Source organism: Streptomyces sp. NPDC056160 (assembly GCF_042268205.1).
Classification (GTDB): domain Bacteria; phylum Actinomycetota; class Actinomycetes; order Streptomycetales; family Streptomycetaceae; genus Streptomyces.
Genome location: NZ_JBHJUW010000010.1, coordinates 50,753 through 73,321 on the forward strand (window position 1 = coordinate 50,753; position 22,569 = coordinate 73,321).

The window sequence follows — 22,569 nt, forward strand, 5'->3', positions numbered from 1 at the left end:
ACCCGTCGTCGGCCTCATGAACAACGACCTCCCCCGCATCTTAGAAGCTGCGGGACCTGCTGAAGCTGGAGTAGCGCTCGGATGGACGAGAGCCGTAAAGCCGTGGTTCAGAACTCCTATCTGGAGTTCAAGTTCCAGGACGAGATCGCATCCTACCTGCACTCCAAGAAGTGGGAGTGGTCGCGCAATGGCGAAGGGTACGATGCCGAGCGTGCCCTGTTCCCGGATGACGTGATCGGATGGTTGCAGGATACCCAGCCCGAGGCACTGGCCAAGGTCATCCGCCCCGACGGAGACCTGGTAAAGCAGACCGAGAACCTGCTCAACCGTCTGGTCAAGGTGTTGGCAGCTCCGACCTCCTCCGGGGGAGGGACGCTGAACGTGCTGCGCAACGGCTTCAAGATGGTCCCGGCCGGCACGCTGCGCATGTCCCAGGAGCAGCCCGAAACGACGCATAACCCAACCACAGTTCGGGACTATTCCAAAGTGCGTCTGCGGGTGATGGAGGAGGTGGAGTACTCCACCGTCAACGGTAACCGGATCGACCTGGTTTTCTTCGTCAATGGCATTCCGGTGGCCACAGCAGAGCTCAAGACCGACATGACGCAGTCGGTCGAGGAGGCCAAGCGGCAATACCGCACCACGCGCCTGCCCAAAGATCCCAAGACCAAGCACGTCGAGCCACTGCTGACCCCGGGGCGGGGTGCACTGGTGCACTTCGCGGTCTCCAATGACGAGGTGTGGATGACCACCGCCCTTGCTGGTGGCAAGACCAGGTTCCTGCCGTTCAACCGCGGGTACGACGGCGGGATCGGAAACCCTCCCTCGGGGACCGGTTCGCGCACGGACTACCTGTGGCGCCATGTGCTGCAGAAGGACGTGTGGATGGGGATCCTTCACCGCTTTGTCTACCTTAAGGATGGAACGGTGCGCTTCCCCCGCTTCCACCAATGGGAAGCGGTCACCCAGCTGACCGACGCTGTCAAGGCCGAAGGCGTGGGACACCGGTACCTGGTGCAGCACTCGGCAGGCTCGGGTAAGACGGACTCGATCGCATGGCTGGCCCACCGCCTGGCCCGCCTACAGGTGGACGACACCAAGGTCTTCAACTCCGTCATCGTGGTCACTGACCGCACGGTGCTGGATGACCAGTTGCAGGAAGCCATCCGGCAGCTGGACGGCGGGGTGCAGGGGGTGGTGACCACTGTCGACCGCAAGTCGGCGTCAGCGGTTGGCAAGGCCAAGTCGGGTTTGCTGGCCCAGGCCCTGTCCAACGGGAAGCTGATCGTGGTCGTCACTCTGCAGACGTTCCCATTCGCGATGAAGGAGATCCGCCAGTCCAAAGGCCTGGTGGGCAAGAAGTTCGCGGTTATCGCCGACGAGGCACACTCCTCGCAGTCGGGGCAGGTCGCGGCCAAGATGAAGGCCGTCCTGACCTCCCAGGAACTGGCCGACCTCGAAGACGGCGGGGAGATCGACGCCGAGTCTGTCCTCATGGCTGAGGCCGCCGAGCGGGCCTCCAGCAAGAACATCTCGTTCTTCGCGTTCACGGCCACCCCGAAGGACAAGACGCTAGAGATGTTTGGCCGCCCGCCGGCCGGGATCCCTGACGCCGCGCCGGTGCCGTTCCACGAGTACACGATGAAGCAGGCCATTGGCGAGGGCTTCATCCTCGACGTCCTCGAGGGATACCACTCCTACAAGATAGCGTTTAAGGTCGCCCAGGACGCCGAGGCCGCCAACACGCAGGTCGATGCCGCCCATGCACGCAAAGGGGTCATGACATGGGTCAAGCACCACCCGCAGACCATCGCGCAGAAGGCAGCCATCATCGTGGAGCACTTTCGCGACAACGTCTCCCACTTGCTGGACGGCAAGGCCAAGGCCATGGTCGTGGCCGACTCGCGGATAGGCGCGGTGCGCTATAAGCACGAGATCGACGCTCACATTCAGCGCAAGGGCTACCGCTACGGCACTCTGATCGCCTTCTCCAATACAGTCAGGGACGACCACTACGGGGCCGACGGGCAGGAGTTCTCCGAAGCGAACATGAACCCAGGCGTGTACGACCTGCGCACCGAGTTTGCCACGGACGACTACCAGCTGATGATCGTTGCCAATAAGTTCCAGACCGGATTCGATCAGCCCCTGCTCTGTGCCATGTACGTAGACAAGAAATTGCCCGGGGTCACAGCCGTGCAGACCCTCTCGCGGCTGAACCGCACACACGTGACGGCTAAAGGCACGGTCAAGACCTCGGCGATGACGCAGATCGTCGACTTCGCCAACACCCCCGAGGACATACGCCTGGCGTTCGAGCCCTTCTATAAGGGCGTGCGCCTGGAGACGCGGATGGACCCAAACCTGGTCTACGACATCGAGACCAAGCTTGACCAGGTCGGTATCTACACCACTGCCGAGGTCGACGCGGTGGCGGAGGCCCACGTCAAAGGCCTGGGGCACGAGGCCCTGGCCCACCGGATCGACCCGGGCAAACGTCGCTTCAAGGAGCGCTTCGAGGTCGCTATCCTGGCCGGCCCGGACGGGCAGGCCGAGCGGGACCTGCTGGACCTGTTCCGCAAGGACGTCGGCTCGTTCGTGCGCTTGTACGACTTCATGAGCCAGATCGTGAACTACGCCGATCCTGACTTGGCCAAGAAGCACATTTACCTGTCGCTGCTAGCCCGCGTAATCCGCCCGGACAACTTGACTGCCGAGATCGACACTTCCAGCCTGCATCTGGACCACATTGAGCAGAAGGACCAGGGCATCACTTCGATCAAGCTCGCTGGCGACGTCGACCTGCGCGGCATCACTGGCGCCGGCACCGGTCTACGCAAGAAGGACGAGAAGGTTGCCTTTAGCGCGGTTATCGATTTGCTCAATCAGCGTTACGGCGACACGATTTCCGCAGGCAAGAAGACCGCTTACGTGGAGGCGGTACTGCGCAGCCTGTTGGAAGACGAGACCCTCGTACAGCAAGTCCGAGCCAACACCGAGGCACAATTCGACGATTCCCCGGACTTCTACTTCTCCTTGGTCAGTGCGCTGTCGGATAACGACACTGCCTTCGAGAAGATGAACGAAGACATCTACGCTGCCTCCAGTGACACCGATCCCCTTGTAAAGGCACTGGCCTCGCTGTTCTACCGGGCAGTTAAGACCCAAGCCGAGGCCAAAGAGGAGGGGGCTAAAGAGGGTAAAGCGGCCTCGGGATGAAACACCGCGATTCACCGAGATGGTCACGTCGCTGTTGTGTTGTATCCGTGCTGGAAAGAACCGCCAACCACGGTCGGGTATGGGTGGATTTCTCAATTCTAGCGGTGTGCCTCAAAGGCTCTGAACGCGGTTTAGCGGACGATTCTGGGCCAGCAAGATGTGGGGCCGGTCGGCTCCGCTATGGGGAGGGAAAAGAAGCATGAACGTACAGCACCCCAAGGGCGGGAAACCTGACCTGAACACCCAGGTGCGGCAGGTTGGCAACGCCCTCCGGAAGATCTACGCCGACCTTCTGGATACCAGCGACCTCGCCGCCAAGTACACAGGGGATGAGTTTGAGAAGCGTTGCACCTCCAGGGCGCTAGCCGCCCAAGCGGTGCGGATCGTCACTAACTTCAGTCCAGAGGAGGCTGCCGCCACCGTCATCGACGGAGACCTTGATCAGGGCATCGACGCGATCGCCGTGGTCGAGGGGGCCAAACCCCACGTTTATCTCGTCCAGAGCAAGTGGAGCCCCGAGGGTAAGGCCAAAGGGGAGCGGCAGGCCGTGCTCGAACTTCTCGCTGGCCTCCGGCTAATCGATGAGGAGAACTTCGCTCCGTTCAATCCGCGGGGGCGGAGGCTGGCCGAGTACGCCAAGTCCGTCATGGACCAGGGGACCGTCCCTGTCACCCAGGTCGTGGTGATGATGCGACCCGACATGCCCGGTGAGGGCTTCATGCAGGCGATTAAGAACGGGGAGGACGAGTTCAACCGATACGGCCCGGTACTCGGCAACCGGATCATCTTGGCTCCCGAGGTGTGGGCGTCCGTACGAGCCGACCAGGCGCCTGAGCCGGTGAACCTGACCGCGGAGTTGTATCCCTGGTTCGGGATGGGTTCCGACGCGCTGTACGAGTCCTACCAGGGAGTCATCGACGCCGAGCAAGTCGCAGCCTGGGCGGAGGAACACGGGACGAATCTGTTCAACCTAAACATTCGCAAGCCTCTGGGTAGGACTCCCATCAACAACTCCTTGATCACCACCCTCACAGAGGAGCCAGCCAACTTCTGGTACTACAACAACGGCATCACTGTGCTCTGTGACCGCGTGGAGAAGGTCGAGCGATCGGCCCGTGCCCCCCAGCAAAAGCCCCTGAAATTGACCCTGTTCAACGCCAGCGTGGTGAACGGAGCCCAGACCGTGCGCGCCGTCGCGGAGGCTCTGGAGAGGGAGGACGTGGCTGCCGAGGCCAAGATCAGTGTTCGCATTATCGTCACGCATGCGGCCAAGGAATTCGCGAGCAACACCACGCGTGCCACTAACCGTCAAAACAGCGTGGGCGACCGAGACTTTATCGCCCTCGATCCGGTGCAAGGCGATATATTGGACGAAATGCGGGCGGAACTCGGTCTGGAGTACGGAGTACAACGCAGCGAGGTCGACCTCCCCGAAGAATCCGGCTGCACCGTCGTCGAGGCGGCCGTCGCTTTGGCCTGCGCCCATGCCGACAGCCAGTACGCGGCCCGGATCGCTCTCGCGCTAGATCCCCTGTGGGAGCGCGGCCCACAGGGGGTCTACGACGTGCTGTTTCGCCCGAGGCCGGGTGTCTACCTACTGTGGAACGCTGTTCAGGTCCTGCGTGAAGTGCGACGCTGTCTCCTCGACCTCCGCAAGCGCTACGAGGGCCGGGCCGCCGCGCTCACGGAACACGGCACTTACCTGCTTGCCCATCTGGTGTTCCGGCTTCTCGACACTGAGGGGATCGACGAGCCCGACACCAAGCTGACCTGGGCTGAAGAGGCTAAGGCGAAGACGAGAGACATCGTCGAGCGGCTGCTGCCCCTCACCATCCAGGTCATCGACGCGCTCTCCGAGCGCCGCCCGCAGATCCGGGCCGTGTGCTCGGACACCGACCGCTGCCGTGAGGTCACCGAACGGGTTATCGAGGCCATGGCGCAGGGCAAGGGCGGCATCATCGCGGACACGTACCGGCGCGTCAGGCCCGCGCGTAAGCGCCGCCGCCCTAACGCCGTTCAGGTCCTCGTTGACAAGCGAGTCTTGAATGAAGGCGAGCCCCTTACGCTCAGCACGGCCTACCCGCTGGAGGCCGAGGCGCTCAAGGAATGGCTTGCGGACGATCCGCAGCGCGGTCGAGCTACGTGGACTAATCACCGGACGAAACCGGTCGTCTGGGCCGCAGACGGCCAGCAGTACTCTCCTTCGGGGCTGATTACCCGCATTTGGGAACTCGCCGCATGGGCGGACCGGCCCGTCGCCAACCAAGGGACGGCCCGCTGGGTCACATCCTCGGGCGACACGCTCGCTGATCTCGCCTGGCGGACGCTGGGGGACCTGGAGGAGCCGGATGAGTCCGATGAACCGGGCCGCCAGAACGAGGACGGAGCCAGCCAGTAGAGACATCGACCACGCGAGCGGTGGAGCGGCTTTGGGGTGGCGCTGCTTTGGCGCGAGTGATCATGGCCCCGTAAGCTTCCGGCGCGTCGGGCAGTCTGTGGACCTGCCCGGTAAAGCACGACGTTGGGGCCATGATCTTCGAGGCTCGCGCCAAAGTGGCTCCGTAAAGCCGTGGAGCCGACCGCCCCAGCCACGACGTGCCCCTTCTCTGGCGTTAGGCGGCTGATTGCTGTGCGCGCGGCACGGGCGCCGGCCGGGCTGGAGCGGGGCGGAGACAGGAGCGCAGGCCTGGCCGGGGGCCGGGCCGCGCGCGGGGAGCGTAGCGAGCCGCCTTGAACCAGTAGAGAAAGTTGTAACTCACTCGGTTGTTCGGGGTGTGTGGGGCTTGAAGGCGTATGCGCACAGGGGGAGTTCGATGCCGTGGCGGTGCGCAAGTGGTAGGTAGGTCACCGGGCTCACGGTCCAGGTGATGAGCGTGCGGGCGTGGGTCACGGATACCGTCCAGGGCACGCGGCGTAGCAGGGCTCGGCGTGTGTTGACGCGGTGGTCGTAGAGCCGTTCCCAGGCTTCCTCTGAGGTGTCTGTGTCGAGGGCCGGTGAGATGGTCCGCAGGATCGTGGAGACCCAGTTGTTCGCCTCGACTTCGGTGTGGGCGTCGTATGAGGCGAAGAGTGTTGGCGGCTGGCCGTCGTCCAGGTCCCGGGTCCAGCACTCGCACCAGAATCCGGGAGCTCCCGTCAGCTTCAGCATGGGAACCCGCTGAGGTGTTCGTCGGTGAAGAGCTCCGCGGTGACCGTGTGGCCGGCCTGGCTTTCGTGGATGACGACCCGGTGGGCGAGCGCGCTGACCATGCCGAGTCCGCGGCCGTGTTCGCCGTCCTGGTCCTGGTGCTCGACCTGCTTGACCTTGGGCGCCGTTCTCCCGCCTCCGCCGTCGGTCACCGATACCGCGACCACCTGAGCGGAGACGGCCACGGCAAGGTGGAAGCTGCCCGACTCACAGCCGCTGGCCGTATGGAGGATCGCGTTCGCGCTCAGCTCGCTCACGATCAGTTCGACGTCCTCGGCTAAGGGGGAGTCGCGCAGGATGTCGCGGGTCCAGCGCCGGGCCCGGCTGACCTCTTCCGGGAATCCTGGGCAAGACAGTCCCCAGACCCTCGTTGTACTCGTATACTCGTGCATACAAGTTCCTTCGTGCTGGTAGGCCGCCATGTGCAGCGGGTTCGGGCTAGACGAGTTTCACGCCGTCGTGGGCGCGGACTGCCGGCGGGGTCATCGCGTCGAGTGCGTCCAGGACGCGGATCGCGTATGCCTCGTCGGCCAGGTCGGTGACTTCTTTGCTGGTGACCCAGCGCAGTGCACGGGTCTCGTCGCCGGTTGTGGGCGCGCCCTCGGCGGCCTCGCAGCGGAAGACCAGGGAGACGATCAGGCCTGTCATGTTCTTGTAGACGCCGGTCAGGGTCGCCGGAAGAGCGATCTTGATGCCGGTCTCTTCGAGGACCTCGCGTTGCAGGGCCTCAGGGATGGTCTCCTCGCGTTCGAGCACACCGCCCGGGGGCTCCCACTTGCCGTTGTCACGGCGCTGGATCAGGAGGGCACGGCCCTGGGCGTCGACGACTACCCCGGCGACGCTCACGGAGTGCGGGCGTTCTGTGCTCACGTTCCTCGGCCCTCCCGGATGGCTAGGCTCTCCACCGTAGCAACTTCACTCGCCCACTCGTCTAGATACCTAATGGAGTACACACAGTGAGCCCTCTTTCTTCGGGCCTCCTCGGTGATCTCGACCCCACGAGCGATCGTGCGGTCTTTCGGCAGATCGCCGACCAACTGCGCGAGGCCATCGACCGCGGGCGATTCCGTGAGGGCGAGAAACTGCCCTCCGAAGCGGAGCTGGTCGAGCATTACGGGGTCTCCCGGATGACCGTCCGCAACTCCTTCTCCATCCTCACCGGCGAAGGCCTGGTCCACGCCGAACACGGCAAGGGCGTCTTCGTGCGGCCCCGGCCGCCGGTGCGGCGCCTCGCCTCCGACCGGTTCGCACGGCGCCATCGTGAGCAAGGAAAGTCCGCGTTCATCGTGGAAGCGGACGCCGTCGGCAGCCACCCCCAGGTCGACAGCCTTGAGGTAAAGGAAGAGAAGGCCAGTCAGGACGTCTCCACCCGGCTCGGGTCCGTCCGACGTGTGCTGGCCCGGCGGCGCCGGTATCTGCTGGACGGGCGACCCGTGGAGTTCGCGACCTCCTACCTCCCCCTCGACATCGCCCGCGGCACCCAGATCGCCGAACCCAACCCCGGCCCCGGCGGCATCTACGCCCGCCTGGAAGAGCTGGGCCATCGCCTCGACCACTTCGAAGAGGAGATCCGCGCTCGGATGCCCTCGCCCTCCGAGGTCAAGACGCTCCACCTCGCGGCCGGCGTGCCCGTGATCCATCTGATCCGGACCGCCTTCGACACTGAGGGACGGGCGGTCGAAGTGTGCGACACGGTCATGGCGGCGGACGCCTACGTACTGTCGTATCAGCTCCCGGCGACCTGATCGCATGACGGGCGGGAGTGCGGTGCTAGGGGGTGGGCTGATCCGTGGCTTCGACGACCGGGGCGGCGAACATGGCGCCGATGTTGTTCCACATGAAGCCGTCCTGCCAGCCCGGCTTGTCGGCCGTCCAGTCGAGGAGGACCTGACGGGCCTTGTCCTGGGAGGCGGTCAGGGTTTGGTAGTGCTCTGCGGCGACGCCGTCCCGGTACTCCAGTTGGTAGGTGTTGTTGTCGCGGAACAGCACCTGGATGTACCAGTCGCCCTCGCGGTCCTCGTCCTGCCGCTCCAGGATCAGGTGGTCGCCCTGTCCCAGGTTCGCGAGCATCGTGCCTATCGCCGGCTTGGAGGGGCGCTTCACGGCGTGCCCCTGAACGTTCGTCGCAATTAGCATGGGTGGAGCATGACGGAGGGGTCTGACAGTGAGGGTTCTCGGCAAGCCGCTGTGGCCGTTCTGCTTGGGCCGTGTGGTCGTTCTTCCGAACTCGTACACTCAAACACGCTTACTCGTATAGACGAGTGGGCAAGTCGTGTGGCAGGGTGATCCGTGTGGCCCCGACAGCCGGGTTCCCAGATCGCACCTTGTATAGACGAGTAGATAGGACCCATCGTGCGCACCGTCCGTGTTGAGACCTCCGCCGCGACGATCCTGTTGACGGAGGCCCCCGAACCGAAGGTCCGCGACCGGCAGACGGGCGAGATCGCCAAGGACGCCGTGAGCGGTGAGGCGCTGATGACCATCGGCGTCGTGTACATCGAGGACGGGGAGTCCTCGCTCATCAAGGTCACCGTTCCGGAGGGCGGTGTGTCCGAGGGGCTGGCGCTCGGCTCGCCGGTCTCGCTGCCGGGGCTCGTCGCCCGACCGTGGGAATCGGTGTTCAACGGGCAGCAGCGCCACGGCATCGCCTACCGCGCCGCCGCCGTCACGCCGGCCACCTTCCCGGCCGCTATGGGGGCCACGGCCTGATGACCGATCTCGTGTCGCTTCTGGAGGTGGGTGGTCCTGTCGCCGCACTCGGCGGCGGGGCTGCCTACACCAGGGGCCAGCATCCGGCCCTGTACTGGTCGGCGGTCGGCGGGCCGATATCCACCGTCCGGCTGCTCAGCTCGTACGGCTCGGTCATGGAAGCCTGCGGGCTGACCGTCGCTCCGTCCCGGCTGCGGGTCCTGGCCGTCAAGGCCACAACCCGTCGGGAGGTGCGGCCCGTTCCGCCTCGCCGGGGGATCATCCGACCCACGACCACCGGCTTACGGCTGCGTCTCCGCCTCGCTCCGGGGCAGGAACCCGCCGACGTCGCCGCCTCGGCCGAACGGCTGCGGCACGCCTGGGGCGTCCACGCCGTCTACGTCACCACCGTCAAACCGGGGGTCGTGGAACTGCGGCTCGTCGGCTTCGACGTCCTGCGCAAGGTCCGCATGCCGCGCAAGGTCGACGCCGGGTTCCTCAAGGTCCCGGTCGCGCTGCGGGAGGACGCCATGCCCTTCGTGCGCGACTACCGGACCGTTCCCCACCAACTCACCCTGGGCGCCGCGCTCTCGGGCAAGTCCATGTACCTGCGGCATCTCGTCTCCGGGCTCGCTCCGCAGGACGTCGCCCTCGTTGGCATCGACTGCAAGCGCGGCGTCGAGCTGGCGCCGTTCGCCTCCCGCCTGTCCGCACTCGCCACCGACCCCGACGAAGCCGCGGAGCTCCTGCCCGTCCTCGTGAAGGAGATGGAGGACCGGTACGACCTGATCAAAGCCCGGCAGGGCATCGCACCCGGCACCCCCGACGAGGAGATCACCTCGGACATCTGGGGACTCCCCGAGAACGAACGGCCCGTGCCCGTCGTGCTGTTCGTCGACGAAGTCGCGGAACTCTTCCTCGTCGCCACCCGCAAGGACGAGGAACGGCGGGACGAGATGGTCACCCAGCTCATCCGCCTCGCCCAGCTCGGCCGCGCCGCCGGCATCTACCTGGAGGTCTGCGGACAGCGCTTCGGCGCCGAACTCGGCAAGGGCGCCACCATGCTCCGCGCCCAGCTCACCGGCCGCGTCTGCCACCGCGTCAACGACGAAGCCTCCGCCAAGATGGCCCTCGGCGACATCGCACCGGAGGCCGTATCGGCCGCCTGCGCCATCGCACCCGAACTGCCCGGCCTCGCCGTCGCGGGGGACACGTCCGGCGGCTGGTCCCGCATCCGCACCCCGTACCTGCCCCTCGGCACCGCCGCCGACATCTGCCGCCAGTCCGCGCACCTGGTCCCCGACGTACCCGCGCTGAAGGCCTTCCGGCCCGACGTGCCTCAGTGGCAAGTCGAGTCGTCGGCCGTCGCGGCCTAGCCGCTGCTTCCGCACCCCTTCATCGGTCGGCGTGACCGCCTCGCGCCACGTCCCTACCCCTCCCATGCCCGAAGCCGGAAGGAGGCGTCCTCATGCGCGCACAACTGGCCCGTGTCGACGCGGTGCTCGTACAGGCGCTCATCGCTGCCGCACTGTCCTTTGCCCACATCCACGACGTCGCCACGGCCGCCGGACAGGACGGCTGGAAAGCCTGGGCCTACCCGATCTCCGTGGACCTGCTGCTCGTCGCCGCCTGGCGTCGGCTGCGTTCCGGCTCCGGCAAGGGCGCGGCCTGGTGCTGGTTCGTCATTGCACTCGCCGCCTCCCTCGGCGCGAACGTCGCCACCGCCGGCCTCCTCGACCTCGGCAACGTCCCGGCCTGGCTACGCATCCTCGTCGCGGGCTGGCCCGCCGTCGCCTTCCTCGGAGGCACCCTCCTCGCCCACTCGGCTCCCGGTGCGCCCCGTGCCGCGGTCGCCGAAGAGATCGAGGACCAGGTGGACCAGGAGGACGAGCCCGAACCCGCCCGAGAGCCGTCCATTCCAGTCCTGCGCGCCATCGACGCACCACCTGAACGCACGCCCGTCGCGGCTCCGGTCGTCGCGGTCCCCAATGTCCCGGTCCCGGCCGCCCTGGTCGCTCACGCCCGCAAGGTCGCCGCCGAGCACCACACCCGTACCGGCGCCCCGATCGACACCCCGACCCTCCGGGCCCGTCTCGGCGTTCCGGCGCCCATGGCCGAAGCCATCGCCGCCCAGCTCTGAAAGGAAGTCCGATGTCCGCCAACCGCCGCTTCCGCAACGTCACCCGCATCGGCCCCGTCCAGGTCGGCACCGCCTACGACGGGCGCGGTCGCGAGAAGCACACGGCCGCCTGCACCGCCCCGCGCTGCAACTTCTCCGCCGACTACGACAGTCGCGCTGCCGCCGAACTCGCCGCCCGTACTCACCGCTGCCCCGTCCGCTGAAAGGACCCCGTACCCCGTGACGCTCAACCTCCCCCTCGTCGTCGTCCTCGGCTTCTTCGCCTGGGCCGCGGTCAAGTACCTCGGGGTCCGCACCTGGATCGTCGTCCTGGTCGCCCTCTTCGGCTTCTGGCTCTCGCACACCTTCCTCGCCCCCGCCATCGAGTCCGGCACGCGGACCGGAGTGTCCGTCGTAAACGGCTCACATAACTAGACGAGTAGATAAGGAGATCGCTGCCGTGTTCCTGCCCAAGTACCCGGACAACCCCACCCCGCAGCCCACCCACACGCACGCGCCCGCCGACCCGGCCCCGATCCGGCGCCCCGCGCTCCCCTCGGTCTCCATCGATCAGAAGACCGTGGCGGCTGTCCTCGTCGGCGGAGTCGTCCTCACCGCGCTCCTGGCCGCGGTCGCGGTCACGGCCATTTCCGTCGCCGTCGCCGCCGTGGTCCTGCGCTCCCTGCTCCGCGACCAGCACCGCCGCTGAACCTCACCGCGGCTGACAAGCGGTCAGCCTCCGGGGCGGCACGAAGCGCCCCAGCATCCGTCGCCCCGGAGGCCCCTTCCTCCCGAAGTGCTCATCAGAAGGAGATCGCTATCTTCACCCGCCCCACCCCGCCCCCACTCCCGGAACTCGGCAAGCTCGCTGCGGACGGCACCCTGCCCGGTATCCTCCGCCAGCTCTCCGGGCTCGGCGGCTGCACGCACCCCATCCGCCTGGACGGCCGGCGCACCGAGTACGACGTCGACACCGTGACCGGCGAGATCGGCCGCATCCTCCAGCACCTCGACTCGACCGACCTGCCCGCCGGCCAACTCCTCGTCCGCTGCAACAACCGCCGCACGACCCGCTGCCCTGCCTGCGCCGAGGTCTACCGCCGAGACACCTTCCAACTGATCACGGCTGGGCTCCGGGGCGGCAAGGGCACTCCGGACCAGGTCGCCGCTCACCCCCGCGTCTTCGCCACCTTCACCGCTCCCGGCTTCGGGCCGGTCCACAACCGCCGTTCCGATGGCCGCGCGTGCCGCTGCGGCACTCACCACGACCCAGACGATGACGCCCTTGGCACTCCGCTGACCCCGGACACTTACGACTACGAAGCGTCCGTGCTCTGGAACGCTCACGCCGGTGCCCTCTGGCGTCGCTTCTCGATCTACCTCCGCCGTGAGGTCGCCAGGCGTGCGGGCCTCTCACAGCGTCACCTACGCGACCACGCCCGCGTCTCCTTCGCCAAGGTCGCCGAATACCAGAAGCGCGGCGCCGTCCACTTCCACGCCGTCATCCGCCTCGACGGCCCTGAGGGTGGTCACACCCCACCCCCGCCCTGGGCCACCGCCGAACTCCTCACCGACGCCATCCGCACGGCCACCGCCAAGGTTCAGGTCGACGGCCCGACCCTCGACGGACACACCCACACCTTCGCCTTCGGCCGCCAACTCGACGTCCGCACCATCCGATCCGCCGACTTCGATACCGGCACGGAACTGACCGAACGGGCCGTCGCCGCCTACATCGCCAAGTACGCCACCAAGGGTGCCGAGACCGCCACGGGAGCTCTCGACCGGCCGCTGAAGTTCGCCGCCGAACTCGCCCAGCTCGACATCAGCGACCACGCCCGGCAACTCATCCGAACCGCCTGGACCCTCGGCGCCCACAAGGACCTCGAACACCTCCGCCTCCGCGCCTGGGCCCACATGCTCGGCTTCCGCGGCCACTTCTCCACCAAGTCCCGCCGCTACTCCACCACCCTCGGGGCACTCCGCGACGCCCGCGCTGAATGGCGCCGGGCCCAAGCCGCGGCCGTACAGCCCATGGGCGGACCCGAGACGACGTACGTCCTCGCCCACTGGGTCTTCGCCGGCACGGGCCTGTCCGCTGCCGAAGCCTGGCTCTCCGCATCCCTCGAACCCGCACCCGGCACGGAAGGAGAACCGACGTGGACTCCCGTCGCGACGAGCTGATGAGCGTTCGCCAAGTCCTGGATGAACTGGGCGGGGTCTCTCGACGGACGTTCTACCGCTGGCGTGAGTTGGGGTACGGGCCGGCCGCATTCAAGCTGCCCAACGGGGAGCTCCGGGTGTGGCGGAGTGACTTCACCACGTGGCTGCGGCAGCTGGAGGCCGCCGCGTGAAGTCCCTCGACGTGAAGGTCTGGGCCGTACGAAAGCGTGATACGAAAACACCCTCGTACGGCGTTCGGTGGTCTGTTGCTGGCAACGTCTTCTCCGACTCCTTCCGTACGAAGGCACTCGCCGATCACTATCGCGCGAAACTCATGCGGGCGATGCGCGACGGCGAGGAATTCGATGAGACGTCCGGGCTACCGGGGTCCATGGAACAGAAGAAGTCGGCCGTTTCCTGATACGACTTCGCCCTCCGGTACCTCGCGATGAAGTGGCCCCATGCCGCACCCAACACGCGCGACGGCATCAACGAGTCGCTCACCAGTGTGACTGTGGAGCTCCTCGACGAGCGGGCTGGACGGCCGTCCGACCAGGCCATCCGCAAGGCGCTCCGGAATTGGGCCTTCGTCCTGCCGGGGCCCGATGACCGAGACGTCCCGGACGATGTGCGCAAGGTCCTTCACTGGGTGTCGAAGGCATTGCGGCCGCTCGCCGATCTCGCTGAACCGGCCATGGCCCGTGCGGTGCTGGACTCACTGAAACTACGGCTCGACGGCACGGCCGCAGCAGCCGAAACCGTGCGGCGTAAGCGGCGGACTCTAGTCAACGCTGCCAACTATGCGGTCGACCTGGGGGAGCTGCGTGAAAACCCGATCACTGCTGTTCGCTGGCAGAAGCCGAAGGTCTCCAACCAGGTTGACCCCCGTGTAGTCGCGAACCCTGAGCAGGCTCGCAGTCTCCTGGCGGCTGTCTCCTACGTGGGCGGCTACCGGCGTGCCCGTGGCCGCCGCTTGGTGGGTCTCTTCGCCTCCATGTACTTCGGCGGACTCCGGCCAGCTGAAGCAGTCGGCCTCGTCGAAACGGACCTGAACCTCCCCGAACAGGGCTGGGGGTCGGCGCTGCTCCACCGGACTCGTCCGTCTGTTGGCAAGCAATGGACCGACTCGGGGGAGACCCACGACGACCGCGGACTGAAGAACCGACCGACTGAGGACGTCAGGCGGGTGCCCATTCCACCCCACCTCGTCGCCGTCATTCGCGAGCATCTCGCCACCTTCGGCACTGCCGACGACGGGCGGTTGTTCTTCAGCGAGAAGGGCGCGGTCGTCCCCTCCTCGACGTACTACCGCGTCTGGCAGGAAGCGCGGCTCCTCGCCCTGCCGCCAGCCGTCGCGGCTTCGCCTCTCGCCAGTCGGCCGTACGACCTCCGCCACTCGGCGCTGTCGACGTGGCTCAACGCCGGCGTCGACCCGACCGAGGTGGCCGAGCGTGCCGGAAACAGCGTTGAGGTCCTGCTGACCCGGTACGCGAAGTGCCTCGACGGACGGCAGGACGTTGCCAACCGGCGTATCGAGGACCTGCTTCGCGAGTACGAATAACGGCACCTGACCGTGTACGAGGCCTCTGGGGTGACGCCCAGGGGCCTTGCCGTTTGCCCTACCTCTCAAGCATGCCTAGTGGCCTGGGCCTGTTCTGAGGCGAGCTGGCGGGCAAGGCTCTTCCGCTCCCGGTCGAGAGCGGCAAGCAATCGAGCGCGAGTGTCTTCGAAGTCGGGCTCCACCTCGACGCCCAGATCGTGACGGAGGGCGACCCGCAGCAGATACACCCCGTCGGACAGCGGCCCGCTGAACCAATCCTTGCCTCGCTCGTACGACCCGTCTGAGTCAGGACGGCTCGGCAACTGCTTCACGACGGAGTACCCGACCCCGAGCGCTCTGTTGAGGGCCGAGGCGATCTGATGGACGTCCTTCGGCAGTGCCATCTGTGCCAGGGAGTATTGCTCTGCCCATGCTTCCTTGGCGGTGTCGAGCACCGCCGGGTCGACGCCTTCGCCGCGCTCGGCTGCCAGGACTGCGTCTCGGGCAGCAACCCGGAAGGCACGAGCCGTGGTGTTCAGCCGGGCGTAGAGATCGCGTCTGGCTTCCTGCGCGCGGTCGTGGCGGTCCTCCGCCCGTTCACGATCGGCACGCTGGTTCTGCTCCCGGGTGACACGCTGGCTGAGCACTGCTCCACCCAGGGTTCCGCCCAGCGTTCCCCCGACGCCGATGAGCGCGACGGCAAGCGTGGTTACATCCACGAGATCCCCCAACTCGTCCATTCGGCCGCTCGCGGACAGCGGCTGAACACGGCACGATGCCGTCAGGGCTCAGGCTCCCGCCGGCGGCACGATGCAAGACCGGGACGACCATAACGGGGTGCGGGCCCGCTTGACTCCAATGAGTCTCGTCACCTGCGGGAATGCTTCAAGATCCCGTCCACGCCTCGTCCACGGACCCCGACATACGGCCGCTTCGGGCCGCATACGCCTGCACATGCAAGAAGACCCCGGCCTCAGCGTTTCCGCTGGTGACGGGGTCTTTGGGCACCTCATAAGGGGTGCCCCCGGCAGGATTCGAACCTGCGCACACGGCTCCGGAGGCCGTTGCTCTATCCCCTGAGCTACGGGGGCGGGGTTCGTCGCGCTCTGTGCGCGGCGACGGGTAGAACACTACCAGCTCCCCTGGGGTGGTCATGAACGTTTTCTGTGGGGGATGCAGCCCCTGCGTGTGTCCATGTGGAAGGGGTGCGTCCCCCGGACGGGGTGGAAGTGGGGAAAACCCGGACGCGGTGGCCGGGGCCGACCTACTCTCGAGTTGTGCCAGGGGCTTCCGGCCGGGTGCTTGTTGTGGACGACAACAAGGTCATCCGGCAGCTGATCAGGGTCAATCTCGAGCTTGAGGGTCTCGAGGTCGTGACCGCGGTCGACGGTGCCGAGTGTCTGGACGTTGTGCATCAGGTGCGGCCCGATGTGATCACCCTCGACGTCGTCATGCCCCGGCTCGACGGGCTCGCCACCGCCGCGCAGCTGCGCGCCGATCCCCGTACCCGTGATCTTCCACTCGCCATCGTCAGTGCCTGTTCGCAGGGGGAGGTCGCGGCCGGGCTCGACGCCGGGGTCGACGCCTTTCTCGCCAAGCCCTTCGAGCCTTCCGAACTCGTGCGCGTCGTACTGGACTTGGTCGAGGGGCGGGGGAGAGGGCAGCAGCCCGATGCGGCCGGTGGGGAGGGTGCCGGTCCCGGTGGGGGCGGGGACGCCCAGCGGACCGGCCGTCGTACCGGATAGTCCCCACCGCGTTCCTCAGCGCCCCGGATAGTCCCCCCCGCGTTCCTCAGCGCCCCGGCGGGTCGGCAGCCGCGCCGGGTAGTAGCCCGGTGGGTCGGCGGTGGGTCGGCGGTCGCCGCGCCACCCCGTGGTCCAGGCGGCGGGTACCGCCCCGTGGTCCAGGCGGCGGGTATCACCCCGGGCTCCATGCGGCAGGTATCACCCCGTGCTCCATGCGGCAGGTATCACCCCGTGCTCCATGCGGCGGCCGGGGCGCCAGGCCCTCACCCCCGCCCCACCGTCCACATGCCGATACCCCGCCCAAACCCGTTCGCCTACCCACCCCCCTCCTCCCCTACGCTTGTCCCGTGACCCCCGTGGAGCTCTCCCGTACCGTGCTGTGCGCGGTGCGTCGTGCTGTCGACGCGGGGGAGCTGAGCGTGTCGGTTCCGGAGCGGGTCGTGGTCGCGCCGCCGGGGCCGGGCGGGTGCGGGGACTACGCCACCAGCGTCGCGCTCCAGCTCGCCCGGCCCGCCGGGCAGGCCCCGCTGCGGGTGGCCGACGTGCTGCGGGACCACCTCATGGCCATGGCAGCCGACGGCATCGGGAGTGTCGTCGTCACCGGGCCCGGGTTTCTCAACATCAGTCTTCGTGACGCCGATGCCGGCGCCGCCGCCCGTCGGCTCGTCGAGCAGATCCTGCGCGACGGCCCGCGGTACGGATACGGGCAGGACGCCGCCGGGCAGGTACTCAGCCTGCACTGCGCCGCCGAACCCCGCGCCCTCGTCGTCGGTGACGTCCTCGCACGCCTGCTGCGCGCCCAGGGCGCCCTCGTGCGGACCGGTTGTGAGAGGGCGGTTCCGCCGGAGTGGGAGGCAGGGCTCGGCGCCCGGGCCGACGCGGCCACGACGAACCCGCCGGACGTCGACGTACGCCCCGTTCCCGTTCCCGCCGCCGACACCGCCGCACTTCTCGCCCTCGGGCGGGACGCCGGACGCTGGGCGCTCCTCCATCCCGCCGGTCACGACCGGTCCCGCATCGGCGTGGAACACCTCGTCCAGCGCGAGAGCAACCCCCTCTTCCGTATCCGTTACGCCCACGCCCGCACCCGGGCCCTGCACCGCAACGCCGCCGACCTCGGCTTCGCCGGGCTGCCGGGGGCCGTGGACACGGTCGTGGCCCGTCCGCTGCTCGCCGCCCTCGCCGACCACCCCCGCGTGCTCGCCCGGGCGGCGCGCGACCGCGCGCCCGACCGGCTCGCCCGGCACCTCGTCACCGTCGCCGACGCCGTGCCGGCCCTGCTGCCGGACGTACTGCCGCGCGGCGAGGAGAAACCCTCGGCCGCCCACCGCGCCCGGCTGGCCCTCGCCGAAGCCGCCGGGACGGTGCTGGCCGGCGGCCTGTCCCTGCTCGGCATCGACGCACCCGACCACCTCTGAGAGCGCAGAGAGACACACCGACATGAGCCGTTCCGCACATCCCGCCGGGCCCCGTCACGCCGATGTCCTGCCCGAGGGCCACTACGCCGCCCCGCCTGCCGACCTCAACACCCTCGACCCCAAGGTCTGGGCGCAGACCGTCACGCGGGACGCCGACGGCGTGGTGAGCGTCGGCGGAGTCCCCGTCACCCGGCTCGCCGAGGAGTTCGGCACGCCCGCGTACGTCATGGACGAGGCCGACTTCCGGGCGCGCGCCCGCGCCTGGCGCACCGCCTTCGGGCACGACGCCGACGTCTTCTACGCCGGCAAGGCCTTCCTGTCGCGCGCGCTCGTGCGATGGCTGGACGAGGAGGGGCTCAACCTCGACGTCTGCTCCGGGACCGAGCTGGCCACCGCCCTGTCCGCGGGGATGCCCGCGGACCGTATCGCCTTCCACGGCAACAACAAGTCCGCCGCGGAGATCGAGCGCGCGGTGGGCGCGGGGGTCGGGCGGATCGTGCTCGACTCGTTCCAGGAGATCGTCCGGGTCGCGCACATCGCCCGGTCCCTCGGCAAGCGGCAGCGCGTCCAGATCCGTATCACCGTCGGTGTCGAGGCGCACACGCACGAGTTCATCGCCACCGCCCACGAGGACCAGAAGTTCGGCATCCCGCTCGCCGGCGGGCAGGCCGCCGAGGCCGTGCGGCGGGCGCTCCAGCTCGACGGCCTGGAGCTGATCGGCATCCACAGCCACATCGGGTCGCAGATCTTCGACATGTCCGGGTTCGAGGTCGCCGCGCACCGGGTCGTGGGGCTGCTGAAGGACGTCCGTGACGAACACGGCGTCGAACTGCCCGAGATCGATCTCGGCGGCGGCCTCGGCATCGCCTACACCAGCGCCGACGACCCGCGCGAGCCGCACGAGATCGCCAAGGCGCTCACCGAGATCGTGACGCGTGAGTGCGAGGCCGCCCGGTTGCGCACGCCGCGCATCTCGGTCGAGCCCGGGCGCGCCGTCGTCGGTCCCACCGCCTTCACCCTCTACGAGGTCGGCACCGTCAAGCCGCTCGAAGGGCTGCGGACGTACGTGTCCGTCGACGGCGGCATGTCCGACAACATCCGTACCGCGCTCTACGACGCCGAGTACAGCGTGGCTCTCGTCTCCCGCGCCTCCGACGCCGAGGCGATGCTCGTCCGCGTCGTCGGCAAGCACTGCGAGAGCGGCGACATCGTGGTCAAGGACGCGTTCCTGCCCGCCGACCTGGCGCCCGGCGATCTCATCGCCGTGCCCGCGACGGGCGCGTACTGCCGGTCCATGGCCAGCAACTACAACCACGCGCTGCGTCCGCCGGTCGTCGCCGTCGCCGACGGGGAGGCCCGGGTCATCGTCCGACGGGAGACGGAGGACGACCTCCTGCGTCTCGACGTCGGGTGAGACAGGTATGACGCGGGGCACCGCCGCGCCGGAAGATCTCCTGTCTTCCGGCCCGGCGAAAATGAAATAAACGTCTCACGATCCGGACAAATGGCAGAAACTCCGGTCCGGTGAGTGAGACTGGTCCAACCGTAGACGGTATGAGGAAACGAGGTCGGATGATGCGTACGCGTCCGCTGAAGGTGGCGCTGCTGGGCTGTGGGGTTGTCGGCTCAGAGGTGGCGCGCATCATGACGACGCACGCCGACGACCTCACGGCCAGGATCGGTGCCCCGGTGGAGCTGGCCGGGGTCGCCGTCCGGCGCCCCTCCAAGGTCCGCGAGGGCATCGACCCCGCGCTCATCACCACCGACGCCACCGCCCTCGTCAAACGCGGCGACATCGACGTCGTCATCGAGGTCATCGGTGGCATCGAACCCGCCCGCACCCTCATCACGACCGCGTTCGAGCACGGCGCCTCCGTGGTCTCCGCGAACAAGGCCCTCCTCGCCCAGGACGGGGCCGCCCTGCACGCCGCCGCCGAGGAGCACGGCCGCGACCTCTACTACGAGGCCGCCGTCGCCGGTGCCATCCCGCTGATCCGGCCGCTGCGCGAGTCCCTCGCCGGGGACAAGGTCAACCGGGTCCTCGGCATCGTGAACGGCACCACCAACTTCATCCTCGACAAGATGGACTCCACGGGCGCCGGGTACCAGGAGGCCCTCGACGAGGCCACCGCGCTCGGGTACGCCGAGGCCGACCCGACCGCCGACGTGGAGGGCTTCGACGCCGCCGCCAAGGCCGCCATCCTCGCCGGGATCGCCTTCCACACACGCGTACGCCTCGACGACGTCCACCGCGAGGGCATGACCGAGGTCACCGCCGCCGACTTCGCCTCCGCCAAGGAGATGGGCTGCACCATCAAGCTGCTCGCCATCTGCGAGCGGGCGGCCGACGGCGGCTCCGTCACCGCGCGCGTGCACCCCGCGATGATCCCGCTCAGCCACCCGCTCGCCTCGGTGCGCGGCGCGTACAACGCCGTGTTCGTCGAGTCGGAGGCGGCGGGCCGGCTGATGTTCTACGGGCCCGGCGCCGGCGGTTCGCCCACCGCCTCCGCGGTCCTCGGTGACCTCGTCGCCGTCTGCCGCAACCGGCTGAACGGTGCCACCGGGCCCGGGGAGTCGGCGTACGCCGCGCTGACCGTCTCGCCCATGGGCGACGTCGTCACGCGCTACCACATCAGCCTGGACGTCGCCGACAAACCCGGCGTGCTCGCCCAGGTCGCCACCGTGTTCGCCGAGCACGGAGTGTCCATCGACACTGTTCGCCAGCAGGGCAAGGACGGGGGTGCCTCCCGCTCGGGCGAATTCGAGACCGGGGGAGAGGCCTCCCTCGTCGTCGTCACCCACCGAGCGTCCGACGCCGCCCTCACCGGCACCGTCGAGGCGCTGCGCAGCCTCGACACCGTGCGGGGCGTCGCCAGCATCATGCGGGTTGAAGGAGAGTAACCAGCAATGACCCACCAGTGGCGCGGAATCATCGAGGAGTACCGGGACCGGCTGCCGGTGTCCGACAGCACGCCGGTCGTGACGCTCCGCGAGGGCGGTACGCCGCTCGTGCCCGCGCAGGTCCTCTCCGAGCGCACCGGCTGCGAGGTCCACCTCAAGGTCGAGGGCGCCAACCCGACCGGGTCCTTCAAGGACCGCGGCATGACCATGGCGATCAGCAAGGCCAAGGAGGAAGGCGCCAAGGCGGTCATCTGCGCCTCCACCGGCAACACCTCCGCCTCCGCCGCCGCGTACGCCGTACGGGCCGGCATGGTCTCCGCCGTGCTCGTGCCGCAGGGCAAGATCGCGCTCGGCAAGATGGGCCAGGCGCTCGTGCACGGCGCCCAGATCCTCCAGGTCGACGGCAACTTCGACGACTGCCTCACGCTGGCCCGCGCGCTGAGCGACAACTACCCCGTGGCGCTGGTCAATTCGGTCAACCCGGTACGTATCGAGGGGCAGAAGACCGCCGCCTTCGAGATCGTCGACATGCTCGGCGACGCACCGGACATCCACGTCCTCCCGGTCGGCAACGCGGGCAACATCACCGCCTACTGGAAGGGCTACAAGGAGTACGCCGCCGACAAGGTCTCCACGCGGACCCCGCGCATGTGGGGCTTCCAGGCCTCCGGCAGCGCGCCGATCGTGCGCGGCGAGGTCGTCAAGGACCCCTCGACCATCGCCACCGCCATCCGCATCGGCAACCCCGCTTCGTGGACGTACGCGCTGGCCGCGCGGGACGAGTCCGGCGGCGTTGTCGACGAGGTGACGGACCGTGAGATCCTGCGCGCCTACCGGCTGTTGGCCGCGCAGGAGGGCGTCTTCGTCGAGCCGGCGTCGGCCGCCTCCGTCGCCGGACTGCTGAAGGCCGCCGAGCAGGGCAAGGTGGATCCGGGCCAGCGGATCGTGTGCACGGTCACCGGGAACGGCCTCAAGGACCCCGACTGGGCCGTCGCCGGCGCCCCGCAGCCGGTCACCGTCCCGGTCGACGCGGCCACGGCGGCGGAACGGCTCGGTCTCGCCTGACCGGCGGTGGGCCGGGAGCCCCGGCAGACCGGGTCAACCGGTGGGCTGGGGCCCTGGTGGGCCGGAACAGCGGGTGGGCTGGGGCCCCGATGGGTCGGAACGACCGGTGCGCAGGGAGCGACCGTCGGCCGGGAGTTCCGATGGGCCCGGCGAGTCCGGCGGCCGGGGGAGTCCGGTGCGGCGCGCAACGGTGCTGGGCAGGACGACGGCCGAGGTGGCCTGCCACTGCGTAGACCTGCCATTGCGTAGACCCGCCATTGCGTAGACCTGCCACTGCGTGGGCCCGCCCATCGGGCGGACCCGCCGCAGGTGAGGCCGCCGGTGCGCGGTCGCCGGTGGTGGCGACGGCGGCGGTGACGGTGGCGGCGGCGGTACGGAGGCACTCCGTGCCACCCGGCCGCCGGAGCATCCGCCCGCCGGTCGCTCCCGACGGGTACCGCCTGCCGGTCCCGTCGACTGTCCGCCCAGGTGGGCGGCGCTCCGGGCACGGCACCGTCCCGGCCCCGCGACCCGCCCGCGCACAA

At 68.3% G+C, this 22,569-nt stretch carries 21 protein-coding genes, 1 tRNA gene and 1 pseudogene; 17 read left to right on the forward strand and 6 right to left on the reverse strand.

Annotated elements, in window-relative coordinates; translation table 11 throughout:
• Positions 1 to 81: 81 nt before the first annotated feature.
• Both ACFC02_RS05745 and ACFC02_RS05750 read left to right on the forward strand, forming a co-directional pair.
• Positions 82 to 3,219, forward strand: a complete 3,138-nt coding sequence (locus ACFC02_RS05745) for a type I restriction endonuclease subunit R (RefSeq protein ID WP_376352675.1) — start codon at positions 82 to 84, stop codon at positions 3,217 to 3,219.
• 199 nt (positions 3,220 to 3,418) lie between these two features.
• Entirely contained in the window at positions 3,419 to 5,617 is a 2,199-nt protein-coding gene (locus ACFC02_RS05750) for an AIPR family protein (RefSeq protein WP_376352678.1), read from the forward strand.
• Positions 5,618 to 5,974: 357 nt separating this feature from the next.
• Here ACFC02_RS05750 and ACFC02_RS05755 read toward each other — a convergent pair whose 3' ends face one another.
• Genes ACFC02_RS05755 through ACFC02_RS05765 form a run of 3 tightly spaced genes read right to left on the reverse strand, consistent with a single transcriptional unit; the run spans position 5,975 to position 7,252 of the window.
• On the reverse strand, positions 5,975 to 6,367 hold the full coding sequence (locus tag ACFC02_RS05755; protein ID WP_376352680.1) for a hypothetical protein: 393 nt from the start codon (positions 6,365 to 6,367) through the stop codon (positions 5,975 to 5,977).
• Complete coding sequence (locus tag ACFC02_RS05760; protein WP_376352683.1) at positions 6,361 to 6,798, reverse strand: ATP-binding protein; 438 nt, start codon at positions 6,796 to 6,798, stop codon at positions 6,361 to 6,363. The genes ACFC02_RS05755 and ACFC02_RS05760 overlap by 7 nt, the downstream gene beginning before the upstream one ends.
• Before the next feature lie 46 nt (positions 6,799 to 6,844).
• Positions 6,845 to 7,252 carry an NUDIX hydrolase gene (locus ACFC02_RS05765; RefSeq protein ID WP_376352785.1) on the reverse strand — a complete coding sequence of 136 codons (408 nt, stop codon included), beginning with the start codon at positions 7,250 to 7,252 and terminating at the stop codon, positions 6,845 to 6,847.
• A 110-nt stretch (positions 7,253 to 7,362) separates the two neighbouring features.
• Here ACFC02_RS05765 and ACFC02_RS05770 point away from each other — a divergent pair, with 110 nt between their 5' ends.
• The gene (locus ACFC02_RS05770) at positions 7,363 to 8,151 is read left to right on the forward strand and encodes a GntR family transcriptional regulator (RefSeq protein ID WP_376352686.1); all 789 of its coding nucleotides are present in this window, start codon (positions 7,363 to 7,365) and stop codon (positions 8,149 to 8,151) included.
• A gap of 25 nt (positions 8,152 to 8,176) precedes the next feature.
• Here the strand turns inward: ACFC02_RS05770 and ACFC02_RS05775 are convergent, their stop codons facing one another.
• Positions 8,177 to 8,542, reverse strand: a complete 366-nt coding sequence (locus tag ACFC02_RS05775) for a hypothetical protein (protein WP_376352689.1) — start codon at positions 8,540 to 8,542, stop codon at positions 8,177 to 8,179.
• A gap of 216 nt (positions 8,543 to 8,758) precedes the next feature.
• Between ACFC02_RS05775 and ACFC02_RS05780 the strand changes: the two genes are divergently transcribed.
• The 9 genes and pseudogenes from ACFC02_RS05780 (at position 8,759) to ACFC02_RS05820 (ending at position 14,937) form a co-directional block, all read left to right on the forward strand.
• Positions 8,759 to 9,115, forward strand: a complete 357-nt coding sequence (locus ACFC02_RS05780) for a hypothetical protein (protein ID WP_376352692.1) — start codon at positions 8,759 to 8,761, stop codon at positions 9,113 to 9,115.
• Positions 9,115 to 10,470, forward strand: coding sequence for an FtsK/SpoIIIE domain-containing protein (locus ACFC02_RS05785; RefSeq protein WP_376352694.1), 1,356 nt, complete (start codon positions 9,115 to 9,117; stop codon positions 10,468 to 10,470). Before ACFC02_RS05780 ends, ACFC02_RS05785 begins: the two co-directional genes overlap by 1 nt.
• A 92-nt stretch (positions 10,471 to 10,562) precedes the next feature.
• On the forward strand, positions 10,563 to 11,234 hold the full coding sequence (locus tag ACFC02_RS05790; protein ID WP_376352696.1) for a DUF2637 domain-containing protein: 672 nt from the start codon (positions 10,563 to 10,565) through the stop codon (positions 11,232 to 11,234).
• An 11-nt stretch (positions 11,235 to 11,245) separates the two neighbouring features.
• Positions 11,246 to 11,437, forward strand: a complete 192-nt coding sequence (locus tag ACFC02_RS05795; RefSeq protein WP_376352699.1) for a mobile element transfer protein — start codon at positions 11,246 to 11,248, stop codon at positions 11,435 to 11,437.
• 16 nt (positions 11,438 to 11,453) lie between these two features.
• Positions 11,454 to 11,648 carry a hypothetical protein gene (locus ACFC02_RS05800; RefSeq protein ID WP_376352702.1) on the forward strand — a complete coding sequence of 65 codons (195 nt, stop codon included), beginning with the start codon at positions 11,454 to 11,456 and terminating at the stop codon, positions 11,646 to 11,648.
• Between the two features lie 25 nt (positions 11,649 to 11,673).
• Complete coding sequence (locus ACFC02_RS05805) at positions 11,674 to 11,922, forward strand: SpdD protein (RefSeq protein ID WP_376352704.1); 249 nt, start codon at positions 11,674 to 11,676, stop codon at positions 11,920 to 11,922.
• Positions 11,923 to 12,095: 173 nt separating this feature from the next.
• Complete coding sequence (locus tag ACFC02_RS05810; RefSeq protein ID WP_376352787.1) at positions 12,096 to 13,397, forward strand: replication initiator; 1,302 nt, start codon at positions 12,096 to 12,098, stop codon at positions 13,395 to 13,397.
• Complete coding sequence (locus ACFC02_RS05815) at positions 13,397 to 13,567, forward strand: helix-turn-helix domain-containing protein (RefSeq protein WP_351936937.1); 171 nt, start codon at positions 13,397 to 13,399, stop codon at positions 13,565 to 13,567. Before ACFC02_RS05810 ends, ACFC02_RS05815 begins: the two co-directional genes overlap by 1 nt.
• Positions 13,564 to 14,937: pseudogene (locus tag ACFC02_RS05820) on the forward strand (tyrosine-type recombinase/integrase). The gene ACFC02_RS05815 and the pseudogene ACFC02_RS05820 overlap by 4 nt, the downstream one beginning before the upstream one ends.
• 65 nt (positions 14,938 to 15,002) lie before the next feature.
• Here ACFC02_RS05820 and ACFC02_RS05825 read toward each other — a convergent pair.
• Together ACFC02_RS05825 and ACFC02_RS05830 are read right to left on the reverse strand one after the other, a co-directional pair.
• Positions 15,003 to 15,656, reverse strand: a complete 654-nt coding sequence (locus ACFC02_RS05825; protein WP_376352707.1) for a hypothetical protein — start codon at positions 15,654 to 15,656, stop codon at positions 15,003 to 15,005.
• A 279-nt stretch (positions 15,657 to 15,935) separates the two neighbouring features.
• Positions 15,936 to 16,007 (reverse strand) — tRNA-Arg (locus tag ACFC02_RS05830).
• A gap of 138 nt (positions 16,008 to 16,145) precedes the next feature.
• On the opposite strand from ACFC02_RS05830, the gene ACFC02_RS05835 reads away from it, so the two are divergent.
• The 5 genes from ACFC02_RS05835 to thrC all read left to right on the forward strand — a co-directional run bounded on the left by ACFC02_RS05835 (position 16,146) and on the right by thrC (position 22,045).
• Positions 16,146 to 16,661, forward strand: coding sequence for a response regulator (locus ACFC02_RS05835; protein ID WP_376352791.1), 516 nt, complete (start codon positions 16,146 to 16,148; stop codon positions 16,659 to 16,661).
• A 347-nt stretch (positions 16,662 to 17,008) separates the two neighbouring features.
• The gene (nrtL, locus tag ACFC02_RS05840) at positions 17,009 to 18,079 is read left to right on the forward strand and encodes an ArgS-related anticodon-binding protein NrtL (protein ID WP_376352710.1); all 1,071 of its coding nucleotides are present in this window, start codon (positions 17,009 to 17,011) and stop codon (positions 18,077 to 18,079) included.
• A gap of 22 nt (positions 18,080 to 18,101) precedes the next feature.
• Positions 18,102 to 19,493 (forward strand): diaminopimelate decarboxylase, encoded by a 1,392-nt coding sequence (lysA, locus tag ACFC02_RS05845; protein WP_376352713.1) that lies wholly within the window; start codon positions 18,102 to 18,104, stop codon positions 19,491 to 19,493.
• A 161-nt stretch (positions 19,494 to 19,654) separates the two neighbouring features.
• Positions 19,655 to 20,980, forward strand: coding sequence for a homoserine dehydrogenase (locus ACFC02_RS05850; protein WP_376352794.1), 1,326 nt, complete (start codon positions 19,655 to 19,657; stop codon positions 20,978 to 20,980).
• Positions 20,981 to 20,986: 6 nt separating this feature from the next.
• On the forward strand, positions 20,987 to 22,045 hold the full coding sequence (thrC, locus tag ACFC02_RS05855) for a threonine synthase (protein ID WP_376352716.1): 1,059 nt from the start codon (positions 20,987 to 20,989) through the stop codon (positions 22,043 to 22,045).
• Positions 22,046 to 22,569 lie beyond the last annotated feature (524 nt).

Coding starts and splice junctions, on each gene's coding strand:
- ACFC02_RS05745 (WP_376352675.1), top strand. CDS start 82: ATGGACGAGAGCCGTAAAGCCGTGGTTCAGAACTCCTATCTGGAGTTC.
- ACFC02_RS05750 (WP_376352678.1), top strand. CDS start 3,419: ATGAACGTACAGCACCCCAAGGGCGGGAAACCTGACCTGAACACCCAG.
- ACFC02_RS05755 (WP_376352680.1), bottom strand. CDS start 6,367: ATGCTGAAGCTGACGGGAGCTCCCGGATTCTGGTGCGAGTGCTGGACC.
- ACFC02_RS05760 (WP_376352683.1), bottom strand. CDS start 6,798: ATGCACGAGTATACGAGTACAACGAGGGTCTGGGGACTGTCTTGCCCA.
- ACFC02_RS05775 (WP_376352689.1), bottom strand. CDS start 8,542: ATGCTAATTGCGACGAACGTTCAGGGGCACGCCGTGAAGCGCCCCTCC.
- ACFC02_RS05785 (WP_376352694.1), top strand. CDS start 9,115: ATGACCGATCTCGTGTCGCTTCTGGAGGTGGGTGGTCCTGTCGCCGCA.
- ACFC02_RS05790 (WP_376352696.1), top strand. CDS start 10,563: ATGCGCGCACAACTGGCCCGTGTCGACGCGGTGCTCGTACAGGCGCTC.
- ACFC02_RS05795 (WP_376352699.1), top strand. CDS start 11,246: ATGTCCGCCAACCGCCGCTTCCGCAACGTCACCCGCATCGGCCCCGTC.
- ACFC02_RS05815 (WP_351936937.1), top strand. CDS start 13,397: ATGAGCGTTCGCCAAGTCCTGGATGAACTGGGCGGGGTCTCTCGACGG.
- ACFC02_RS05825 (WP_376352707.1), bottom strand. CDS start 15,656: ATGGACGAGTTGGGGGATCTCGTGGATGTAACCACGCTTGCCGTCGCG.
- lysA (WP_376352713.1), top strand. CDS start 18,102: ATGAGCCGTTCCGCACATCCCGCCGGGCCCCGTCACGCCGATGTCCTG.
- ACFC02_RS05850 (WP_376352794.1), top strand. CDS start 19,655: ATGCGTACGCGTCCGCTGAAGGTGGCGCTGCTGGGCTGTGGGGTTGTC.
- thrC (WP_376352716.1), top strand. CDS start 20,987: ATGACCCACCAGTGGCGCGGAATCATCGAGGAGTACCGGGACCGGCTG.